Origin of the sequence: Actinokineospora sp., from assembly GCF_052390155.1 — a bacterium.
Classification (GTDB): domain Bacteria; phylum Actinomycetota; class Actinomycetes; order Mycobacteriales; family Pseudonocardiaceae; genus Actinokineospora.
Genome location: NZ_JBQTHF010000094.1, coordinates 1 through 10,552 on the forward strand (window position 1 = coordinate 1; position 10,552 = coordinate 10,552).

Genomic DNA, 10,552 nt, shown 5'->3' on the forward strand with positions numbered 1-10,552 from the left:
GGCTGGGAGCACCGGAATCAGACCTCGCCTACCTTCTGGCCCACCTGCTGCTGCACGCCTCAATGGTGTCCGGCTGGGAGCACCGGAATCAGACCTCGCCTACCTTCTGGCCCACCTGCTGCTGCACGCCTCAATGGTGTCCGGCTGGGAGCACCGGAATCAGTCACGTGTTACAGCATGGCGTCACACCTATTTATCGGGCCTCAATGGTGTCCGGCTGGGAGCACCGGAATCAGCAGACGACGCGGGTCAGCGAGTGCGTCGTCGTGGAGCCTCAATGGTGTCCGGCTGGGAGCACCGGAATCAGGTCGAAACAGCTTTGTGGTCTTCTACCGACGATGACGGGGCCTCAATGGTGTCCGGCTGGGAGCACCGGAATCAGCCAGCCGACCAGTTCGGCTCCGACTGGAACTGGGCAGCCTCAATGGTGTCCGGCTGGGAGCACCGGAATCAGCCCCCACTGCGCGTCCTGCGCGATGCGCTCTTGTCGGCCTCAATGGTGTCCGGCTGGGAGCACCGGAATCAGGGGGGATTTCCCGAGCTCTGGCGCGGCGATCAATCTGCCTCAATGGTGTCCGGCTGGGAGCACCGGAATCAGGCCTGACGTCCCTACCCTGGCCGACAGGCGACGGGTGCCTCAATGGTGTCCGGCTGGGAGCACCGGAATCAGCTATCGCGAAGAGTGAAACTGCGTCAGGCGGTGTGGCCTCAATGGTGTCCGGCTGGGAGCACCGGAATCAGTCGGGTCCGTTCGCGATGTGCACCAAGCCGTTCCGCGAGCCTCAATGGTGTCCGGCTGGGAGCACCGGAATCAGCTGGTCGGCGGGGACGCGGGTGCCATGCCAGGCATAGAGCCTCAATGGTGTCCGGCTGGGAGCACCGGAATCAGCTCAACATCTTTGTGAACGCGCCGACCCTGTACGCGGCCTCAATGGTGTCCGGCTGGGAGCACCGGAATCAGTTTAAGAGTTAACAATACCCCCGCCGCCGACGATAAGCCTCAATGGTGTCCGGCTGGGAGCACCGGAATCAGTGGAAGATCGCCCAGAAGTACTACGGCCAGGGGGCGCCTCAATGGTGTCCGGCTGGGAGCACCGGAATCAGGGCTCGGGGTTTTCGGGCCCTGTGACCTGCGAGGATACCTGAGGTTGCGAGCGGTCCGCGAGGGTGATCGTCTTGAGGGTGGCGGGAGCCGTGGTTTCTGGTGGTTTTGTGGTGTTGACCTGGGTGCGAGCGGTCCCCGGGGTTGGAGGCTGGACCTGACCGCTCGCAACAGCGTCAGACGATCTGTGGGCCGGTGTGGGGCAGGGTGCGGCGTCTGCCGAGTGTGCGGACGGGGGCGGGGGCGTTTACCGGGCCGAGGTCGATCTGGATGACGCTGTCTTCGTTGAGGTTCATGGCGTCGGTGACGGCGGTTTCGAGTTCGGCTCGTTCAGCGAGGGTGAGGTCGCAGAGGAATACCGAATACTGTAGTCGCTGGCCGTGGTCTTCCATGAGGATGCATACGCGGCGGAGTCGTTTGGGGTCGGCTATGTCGTAGGCGATGAGGTAGCGGCGTCTGGCCATTCGATCACCGGGTGACCATGGGTAGGTATTCGGGTAGTTCGCCGACGAGTACGGCGGCGAGTAGTCGGGCCTGGACGTCCATCACTCGCCGGTAGCTGATTTTGTACTTGAATACGGGGTGGCGGATTTCGGTGTGCAGTCGGCGTTCGTAGGCGCGGAGGACTGTGCGGCGGCCGTCGGCGGTGAGGGATACGGCGCCTGCTCTGCGGATGAAGTCCGAAGCGGTGATCTCGCCGTTGTTGAGCAGGCCGATGACGACGGAGTCGGCGATCAGGGGTCGGAATTCCTCGGCCAGGTCGAGGGCGAGTGCTGGTCTCCCGTGGCGGGAGCGGTGGTAGATCCCGAGTTGTGGGTCGAGGCCGACGCCGAGGGTGATGGCGACGAGGTCTTTGGTGAGCATCGAGTAGCAGAACGACAGCAGTGCGTTGACGGGGTCGGGTGGGGGTCGGCGGTTGCGGCCGAGTTGGGAGAATTCGGCGGCGAACGCGGTGGCGGGTTCGGCGAGCATGGTGGGCAGGGCGCCGAAGTACAGGCGGGCGGCGGTTCCCTCGATGCCGAGCAGCGAGGAGAAGTTGTCGCAGTCACGGGCTGCCTCGGCGAGGCGTTTGAGGGTGGCCAGGGTGGTGTTGACGTCGCCGCGGGCGTTGCGGCGCAACAGGGTCCGGCAGTTGAGGATCTTCCCGGCGATCATCCGTTGGGCGAGCCCGGCGCCGCCTTGGGCGTGTGCGGCGGTCTGGCGGCGGCGGAGTTCGACGTATCCGGTCTGTTGGCCGACGGCGAAACCCTGGAGCCAGCCGCCGGTGCTGAGCCACAGCACGGGTATGCCGCGGGCGAAGCACTCGGTGAGGGCCTGGGTGCTGATCTGGACGCGGCCGAAGACGGCGAGCTGAGCGACGTCAAGCACTCGGAACGAGGCGATTTTCTCCTTGTCCTTGCTCACTTCCAGGCGTCCACTTCGGACTCCGACAAACGAGCCTGGTTCGGTGACGTAGACCGGGAGTTGGTCGGGGTCGCGGGGCACGAGGCGTCTGGGTGGCTGGTCGCGGCGGGCGAGCAGCGCGTTGGTCTCGTCCGGCAGACACAGGCCGACCAGCGAGCAGCGCACGCATTTCGGGCTGTCCACCAGCGGCAGCGGCGCGGTGGCCCGCTCGGCGGTGCCACGCGCGTCCGCGACCAGGTCCAGAGTCCGCGAGACCCGTTCGTCGGTGAGTTCGACGGTGACGCGTTGTCGGGTCTGCGCGTAGTACAGCTCGGCGCGGTCGCACCGGTAGCCGTGTTCGCGCAACACCATGGCCTGCAGGCAGACCTGAACTTCGTCGCTGGGCCACGGTGTCCCGTCTGACTGCGGGGCGCCTTTCTTGTAGTCCACCGGCACGACCATGCCCGACTCGCCCTCGACTACGTCGAGTTTGGCGATCACGCCGAGCCGTTCGGAACTCAGCGTCACCGACCGCGCGTTGCGCAGCTCTCCCTCCTCGGGCAGCGGCGCCGCACCGGCCTCGTTGTCGACGCGGCGGTGGACCTGCCTGCCGAGGCGGGTGTCGTCGTTGTCGGCGAAGCGGCCCTCGACCCACTCCAGGTAGAACAGGCGCGGGCAGTAGACGAACTCGTTCACCATCCGCGCCGGAAGCAGGTCTGGGTCCATGTCAGCTCAGTTCGGGAGTGAACAAACCGAGCCCGAAGTGGCTCAGGTAGCCGAGTGCGATCGGGCCCGGCACCGGTGTGTCGAATCGCAGGCGCAGGAACTCCGATCTGCGGGCCTGGCCCTGGTTGGCGTCGTGGCGTTGCCGGGCGGAGGGCCGGTAGCGCCGGAACGCGGTCCATTCGCCCTCGACGGTCTCGATCTCGCAGTCGGTGCTGATTCCGCGCAGAGCAAGCTCACGTCGGACCTCGGCGGCGACGAACTCGGGCCATGCGGTGCGGCGCTTGGGATATCGGGACGGGGCGAACGGTGTGGCCGAGATCCAGGTGGAGTGCGCGGCGGCCAGTTCGGGGCAGACGTCTTCGACCAGGCCGACCCCCGATGCCCGCACGGACAGGCGCCACTTGTCGTTGATCGCGGAGAACAGCCGGGTCACCTCCAGCAGCGACTTCACTTCGTCGGCGGGCAACCGGCCCGGCACCCAGACCAGCAGCCCCGCGAGCCTTCGGTCCTCGATCAGCGGCAGGTAGTGCGCGTGGCCCTGGTCGCGCATCCGGCCCTCGGTCGACGTCGCGGTCTTGCCGCCCAGCATGGTGAGTTCGCGTTCCTCCCGCAGCCTGCCGAGTTTCGCCAGCGCGGCCTGCCGCAGCAGGTCGGTGTAGATGACGGCGTCGGTGGCAGGCGGGAGCCCGGTCTGCAGTGCGGCGAACCGCACCGCCGTGACTGTCCTGTTCGGACTCTCCGGTGCCCGGTGGGCGGATGTCAGGGCGGCGGTGCGCCGCTGGTAGGCGACCAGGTGCGTGCCGGTCGGGAACTCCAGGCCGCCCCGACGCACCTGGGCGGGGGTCGCGAGCAGGCTCGCTATCGCCAGCGGGAGTTGCGGGGCGAGAACGGAGGTCACCGTCGCGTTTTGCGCGATCGTGTCCGCCACGTCGAGCGGGACCCATTGCTCGTGCGCGTCGGGAAACCAGCCCGCCACGACCGCGCCGGTGCAGATACTGTCCGCGCGCCCGAAATAGGGGATCGACCCGGCCAGCCGCGCCAGCGCCGCCTGCTGGCCTGGCGCGAGGTCGACGGGCCAGGTGATGGCCAACTCCGCGTCCCGCTCGAACACCGCGAACGCGTCCAGGGTGCGGTCGGTGCCGTGCTTGGTGTCGGGGTAGTAGTGCCGGGTGTGCGCGATGCCGTGTCGAGGCAGGTGGAACACCGGGGGAGCGGCGAGCGCGGCGAGCAGATCGTGCACGGTGTCGGCGTCCAGTTCGGGCGCGCGGGTGCACCACACCGCATACAGCGTGCGCAGCACCCGCCACGGCGAGGGCGGCAGCTCGACGGCGCCCTCGTTGACGTGCCGGTCCCACGGGGTGGCGTGGTAGCGGCCCCACGGGAAGGTCAACACCAGGGTGGTCGGCACCGGCTCAGCCCTTCTTGCCCGAGGACCACTCGACGGTGAGGGGTTCCCCGTCGCCGAACACCTCGCCGCACTGCCCGATCAGCTCGCGCAGCCGCCCGGTCAGCTCGTCGAGCTCGGGCAGCGCCGGGCCGCGCCGTGCCTCCACTTCGGACACCACGTCGAGGTCGCACGCGGTGCGCAGCCGCAGCCCGCCGGTCAGCAGGACCCGGATCTCCCACAGCGCCAACGTTTCCAGCAGGTCCGCGACCGGCTCGGGCAGGCCGTAGGACCGCAGCAGCTCGCCATCGACCACGAACGACGCGACGATCCGCTTCGCTGTCCACTCGGTACGGTGGAACGGCACCGAGCCGTAGCCCTCGGCGGTGCCGCCGACGTCCTCGCCGAGTTGGTGGCGCACCCGGTCGGACTTGCGTCCGCCGCTGATCGCGCGCAGCACGTCGTGGGCCTCGATCACCGCCGAGGAGGCCCGGGCGAACTTCGGCTGCCCGAGCCACTCTTTGTGGGAGAAGAACACTCCGTGCACGAGGCAGAACGGGTCGAGGCCTGCGACAGCGCGGGCCATCGCGGACCGGTTCAACGGCGTGTCCTTGGCCAGTCCCAACTTTTCCTTGATCACGTCGAGCATCGGCCTACCGTCCACTGTGGCCTTGTGAACGAACGGCGACGCGAGCCGGTGCGCCTCCAAGCGGCTGGAGGTCAGGAACTCCGCCGATCCCGCCCGCACCACCCGCACCCACGGCAACCCGGCCACCGCGTCGACCGGCCGGTCCGCGGCGCTGTCCCAAGCGGTGGCCTCCAGCCGATTGGCCATCGACTGCACGGACTCCACCAACAGCGCGTCGACCTTCTGCCCGCCCTCGAACCTGGTGAAGGTGGCCGCGCCGACATCGGGGAACCCGGTCGGCTGGAATGTGCTGCCCAACACCGGGGCCAGGTCCACGTGATAGATGTGGCGGCTGTTCATGCGGGACTCTCCTGATCGGCGATGGTCGAACGAAGTGGCGGGATGACCGCGACCCGGCGCAGCGCGGCGAGGCGGTCGGCGAGGGTGGTGCGCACGAGCAGCAGCGCGGCGAGCCGCCTGCCGTCCTGGCCGCCGTGGTGCGCGGTGACGACGTGCCGGGTGCCCGCGATCCGCAGCCGGTGCGCGGCATCGCCCAGCACGGCCGTGACCCGCCCGGCGGCCAGCAACGCGGGCCACTGGTGCCCGGGCCGCAACACAGTCGGCCGTTGGGCGCCGTCGTCGCGGCGCACCGGTAGGGCGTCGGTCCCGGTGAACGGAACCAGCGGGTCGATCCCCGGGTCGCCGTGCGCGCGCCCGGCACCGGGCAGGGGTCGGTCGGAGATTCCGCGCCAGTCCACGGTGAGCAACCCGGCGAGCAGGTCCGCGGTCCGCTGCTCGTCGATCGCCGCGCCCACCAGACGACGGAGGTCGCCACCGCACAGCCGCAGTCCCTCGGCGAATCCCAGCCGCGCACCGCGCACCGCGGGGACCGCGTTATCCGTTGTGGCGCCGGGAAATCCGCGGCGCCGGGCGGCCTCGGCGAGCGCGGCGAACAGCCCGGACCCCAACGCCGCCGCCGCGCCGCCGGTCCACCGCGGTGAGCGGTCCGCGGCGTGCACCGGGGACAGCAGGGGCCGCAGCCCGCCGAGCGTGGGCGGTGCGCTCGCGTCGTGGGCAGTGGCCAGTGCCAGCGCGATACGCAGCTCGACGTCGTGGTGCGCGGCCCGCCACATCCGCGCCAGGAGCGCTTTGCCATGCGGCAGGACCAGGGGAGCGGTCACGGCGCGGACCGCGCCGGACTTGGATACCGCCTCGTGGCAGCCGCCCAGCGTGGCGAACACCTCGACCAGGTCCGTCGGCGCGTCCGAGCCCGCGTGGGTGAACAGTGCCTGCTCGACCGCCCGCACCCGCGCCGCCACCCCGGCTGGCGGGTCCGACCGCCGCACGGTGTCGAGCCAGCGATCCAGTGGCGCCAACAATGCCACGCCGCCGCGCTCAGCGACCAGAACCCGCCCGCCCGGCACCGCGAGCGGGCTCTGCCCGAGTCGGTCGACGAACACGTGCCGCTGAAACGCGTCGATCCCGCGGTCCACCCCCAGCGTGGCGACCGCGCGGGCGAAGTCGAGCCCGGACTGCGCGGGTCGGGCGTTCCACTCGGCCCGCCCCTCACCCAACAGGTGGGCCAACTCGGCGGTCGAGACCGGCGCGGACCACTCCGGCGCCCACAACTCGGCCAGCGCGCGCTCATTCGCCGCCGCCGAATCGAACCCGGCGGTGGACCCCCGCACCTGGAACGCGACCGCCGCCCGACCGTAGTCGGCGCCGTGGCGGCGCACCACGGCCGTCGCGAACAGCAACGCGCCCTCGATGAGCAGCACGAACCGCCACGGATTCCCCACCGCCCCGTCTTCCTCGGGATTGGCCACCCCGCCGGGGTTGTACTGGCCGAGCGTCTTGCGCGGCAACGGCACCGGGTCGCGGCCGTTCAACGCGGTCGACAGCCACGCTCGGCTCTGTCGATCCTCCAGAACCGACCGGCACATCTGCAGATACGTCGAGGAAAGATCCTGCCTGCCCAGATTGCCCCCCGGTGCCCAACAGCCGCGAGAACGACGGGTCTTCGTCCTGCCCGAGCGCCACCGCGGCATCCAACCAGGCGACCGCGTCATCGGGAAGTTCGTTGCGGCACAACCGAAGCAGGTCCTTCTTTCGGGATTTCTCCCACAACTCACCACCCCCACCGCCCCAGCCGCGCCGCCGCCCGACCTCCACCACCCGATCCCCGGCCAACACCGCCGTGCGCACCCGCGCCACCCGCGGGTCGTCCGACTCCCGCGCCCACCGCAGCGCGGCCTCCGCCGCCGCACTCTTGCCGTTGCCCGCGAAACCCGACCCCGCGTTCCACGGCGACACAATGGCTTCGGGCGCGAACCGTTGGAGCAGATCGGAAACCAGATCGTCCACTGTGGAATACTTGCCGCACAGGACGAACCTGCCCTGACGCCAATACCCCGCGGCCGACCCGTCGGCGAGCCGGGTCACCGCACGCAGCAGACCCAGCGACGCCAGATACCCCGCCAGCGGCGTGGTGCGGCACCCGTCGAGCGTCAACGCCGTCACCCCACACCGCCCTCGGCGCTGGCCCGCCAGTCCGCGGCGCGCACCAGAGCCTCGGCGAACGCGACCCGGAACGGCCCGAGATCGGTCCGGTCACGCAGCCGCAACGCCTTCGCTGTCAACGAGTTCTCGCCGTGCCGGGTGGCCAGAAGCGACAGCGGGCGCGCGGCGACGGTCGTGCCGTCACTGAACTCGAACGGCAAGGTGGACTCGCCCTCCCGAACTCCCAGCGTGGTGCCGAACGGTTCGCCGGAGCGCCCGCGCACGGTCAGTCGAACCTTGCCGTGGTGCGCCAACGCCAGATACGTCACCAGGTCCGGTTCCGCGATGCCGTCGAGCAACCCCGTCGACTCGTCCAACAGCAACAGCGCACTGACCAACTCATGCCGAAAATGCGGCGGACTGTGTCGCAACGGGACCCGGCTCGGCGATTTGGCCCAGGGCCCACCCGGCGGCGGAGGGTTCTCGACATTCGCCTTCTCCAGCGACGTGGCGAACGTCCCGTGAGCCTTCCCGATGTCATGGTATCGAGCGGCCAGCACAATCGCGTCCCGCTGGGCCGCACTCAAGTCCAGCCGGTCACCGAAACCGTCCAGGAGATCGGCGGCGGCGCGCGCGGTGTCATCCAGATGCGCGGCCAGCGAAACCCAGGCCCGGCCTGCGGAATGCGGATCGGTGTCCACCGCGTCCGGCACCCCCACCGCGGCGGCGCAGGGTTCCACCGGCACGGCGCTGTTCGGGTCGAACCCCCGCTCGGGCAGATACCCGCCCCTGGCCGCGTCCAACACGATCGTCGCACTCGGACGCACGTCCTCCCGCCGCGCCGCACGCCACCGCCCATCGACTTGGTCGAAGATCTTCGCCCCCGACGCGATGAGTTCGCGCACCCCCGCGATCGGCGCCGGACACAACTCACCCCGCCCCACCGCCGCCGCGTCCTCCAGACTCGCGACATCACGCCACGCCACCGTCGTGGTGTGCTCGGCCGGGTCCCGCACGAACGGACTCACATCGATGTCGTTGCCCGACAGATCAGGCGCGGTGTCGAACAGATCGAGCAGATCCCGGCGCCGTAACACCGGATGCACCGGCATGCTCACCGCGACATCCACCGCACCCAACTCCGCCCCGGTCAACGCCCGGCCCGCCAACCCCGTCAACGCCGCCGCGCTCGCCGCGAGATCAGCCGCCGCATAAGGAAGATGCGACCTGGGCCCCGCAGGCGGCGCCACCCAGAACAGCCGCGCGCCCACCGCCAACCCGTCCCGATTGCACCGGCCCGCCCGCTGCACCACCGACGGCCACGGCGCCACCTCGGTCACCAACGTGTCCGACGTGACGTCCACACCGGCCTCCAACACCTGCGTGGCCACCACAATCGTCCCAAGAGGACCGGGCTCGGCCAGCGCCCGCGCCGTGTGCCCGCGCCGGTCGTCCGCCCGGAACCGCGAATGCAGCAACACCAACTCGGCCCCGCCGGACTCCTTCGCCAGCGCGGCATGCACATCCATCGCCCGCTCGACGGTGTTCAGCACCACCAGAGTCCGCGTCCCAGGCCGATGCTCGCGGATCACCCGTTCGGCCAGCACCCGTGGATACCGCCGCGTATCCACCCCGTCCAGATCCAGCTCGCGAACCGTCCGTGCGGCGTCCAACCGAACCCGCAACGCCTCGGTCACCTCGGTATCCGCGATGTCGAGCACCTCAAGATTTCGGGTAAAGTCCACTGTGGACAACCGGTTCGTGTCCACTGTCGCCGACATCCACATCGACCGACACGGCAACGCAGCACCCAACGACTCACGCAAACCCTGCAACTGCAACGAAGTCGGCAGCCCCGGCCCCATCAACTGCACCTCGTCGAACACCCACTGCGTCCCCGCGTGCAGGAGCCCGAAACTCATCGGCCAACCCGCGCGGCCCTCGGCGTAGCCACGCATCAGGAGGCGGGACAACACCATGTCCTGCGTACCCACGAAGATCGCATCCCGATCCGGCCCGGTCTGCCACGACCGGTCACCCAGATCCTCGCCCCCCATCAGCACATGCAATGGCACCTCGACCCCAAGATTGCCCAACCACCGCCGAATCGCCGACACCGTCTGCTCGACCAGGCTGCGCTGCGGCAACACCACCGCCAACCGGTGCGGCGTGTCCCCCGGGTGCGTATTGCGACGGAAGAGCCACGGCAACACCGCCGCCAACGTCTTCCCAGTACCAGTCGGCGCCCGCAGCACGTCCGGCAGACCGCGCTCAGCAAGCAACACCTGATACGGATACGGGCACACGCCGACCCCCGTGAACGGGTCGGCAGTGGCCCTCATGGCGAAGTCGGTGAAGTCCATCGCCGATGAAGTCACCATCTCGACTCCATCCGTTACAGAATTTGTCATCAATCGTCGACTTTGTCCCAATTGAAGGGTTCGCGGTGAGCACCGTAGTCTGCCGAGCCAGCGATGCCCGGCGGCAGCCCAATGAGGTAGGCGAGAGCCTGTGATGAGCCGAACCTCTGCTGTTGGCGGGGGTCGCCCGGGCTCCGCAACGAAGGTGCAGGCGTTGGACTTCCCCGCCGATCCGGCGCTTGCTCGCAGCTTCTCGGAGCGCACGCCCGGCGGTCTGACCCTGACCCGGCGACCCCACGTCAGCACCGGCAAGGTCACACCCCACTCGCCAGGCCACGTACCCCAAGATCAACGCGAGCGGTCAGGTCCGACCTCCAACCCCGGGGACCGCTCGCACCCAGGTCAACACCACAAAACCACCACAACCCACCACCCGCGCCACCCCCACGACGATCACCCTCGCGGACCGC

Annotated in this window: 6 protein-coding genes and 1 CRISPR repeat array; all 6 genes read right to left on the reverse strand. The window is 69.4% G+C overall.

The genetic code is table 11. The features are described from left to right. The first annotated feature begins 56 nt into the window (after positions 1-56). Positions 57-1,104: direct repeats of the CRISPR family, unit length 36 nt; unit sequence GCCTCAATGGTGTCCGGCTGGGAGCACCGGAATCAG. A gap of 174 nt (positions 1,105-1,278) precedes the next feature. Then, a complete protein-coding gene (cas2, locus tag ACT4N7_RS26310) occupies positions 1,279-1,566 on the reverse strand; it encodes a CRISPR-associated endonuclease Cas2 (protein WP_444831544.1) in 288 nt (95 codons plus the stop codon). Between the two features lie 4 nt (positions 1,567-1,570). After that, a complete protein-coding gene (cas4g/cas1g, locus tag ACT4N7_RS26315; protein WP_444831545.1) occupies positions 1,571-3,211 on the reverse strand; it encodes a CRISPR-associated endonuclease Cas4g/Cas1g in 1,641 nt (546 codons plus the stop codon). 1 nt (position 3,212) lies between these two features. Next, the gene (csb2, locus tag ACT4N7_RS26320; protein ID WP_444831546.1) at positions 3,213-4,619 is read right to left on the reverse strand and encodes a type I-G CRISPR-associated protein Csb2; all 1,407 of its coding nucleotides are present in this window, start codon (positions 4,617-4,619) and stop codon (positions 3,213-3,215) included. Between the two features lie 4 nt (positions 4,620-4,623). Next, on the reverse strand, positions 4,624-5,583 hold the full coding sequence (gene cas7g, locus ACT4N7_RS26325; protein ID WP_444831547.1) for a type I-G CRISPR-associated RAMP protein Csb1/Cas7g: 960 nt from the start codon (positions 5,581-5,583) through the stop codon (positions 4,624-4,626). Then, positions 5,580-7,292: a type I-G CRISPR-associated protein Cas8g1/Csx17 gene (gene cas8g1, locus ACT4N7_RS26330; RefSeq protein ID WP_444831548.1), complete on the reverse strand. Its 1,713-nt coding sequence runs from the start codon at positions 7,290-7,292 to the stop codon at positions 5,580-5,582. The genes cas7g and cas8g1 overlap by 4 nt, the downstream gene beginning before the upstream one ends. A gap of 447 nt (positions 7,293-7,739) precedes the next feature. Further along, complete coding sequence (cas3g, locus tag ACT4N7_RS26335) at positions 7,740-10,103, reverse strand: type I-G CRISPR-associated helicase/endonuclease Cas3g (RefSeq protein ID WP_444831549.1); 2,364 nt, start codon at positions 10,101-10,103, stop codon at positions 7,740-7,742. Between the last annotated feature and the right edge of the window lie 449 nt (positions 10,104-10,552).

What these genes read in the sequence shown, in the direction of transcription:
- cas2 (WP_444831544.1), bottom strand. Translation starts at nt 1,566, where the DNA reads ATGGCCAGACGCCGCTACCTCATCGCCTACGACATAGCCGACCCCAAA.
- cas4g/cas1g (WP_444831545.1), bottom strand. Translation starts at nt 3,211, where the DNA reads ATGGACCCAGACCTGCTTCCGGCGCGGATGGTGAACGAGTTCGTCTAC.
- cas7g (WP_444831547.1), bottom strand. Translation starts at nt 5,583, where the DNA reads ATGAACAGCCGCCACATCTATCACGTGGACCTGGCCCCGGTGTTGGGC.
- cas8g1 (WP_444831548.1), bottom strand. Translation starts at nt 7,292, where the DNA reads ATGACGCGGTCGCCTGGTTGGATGCCGCGGTGGCGCTCGGGCAGGACG.
- cas3g (WP_444831549.1), bottom strand. Translation starts at nt 10,103, where the DNA reads ATGGTGACTTCATCGGCGATGGACTTCACCGACTTCGCCATGAGGGCC.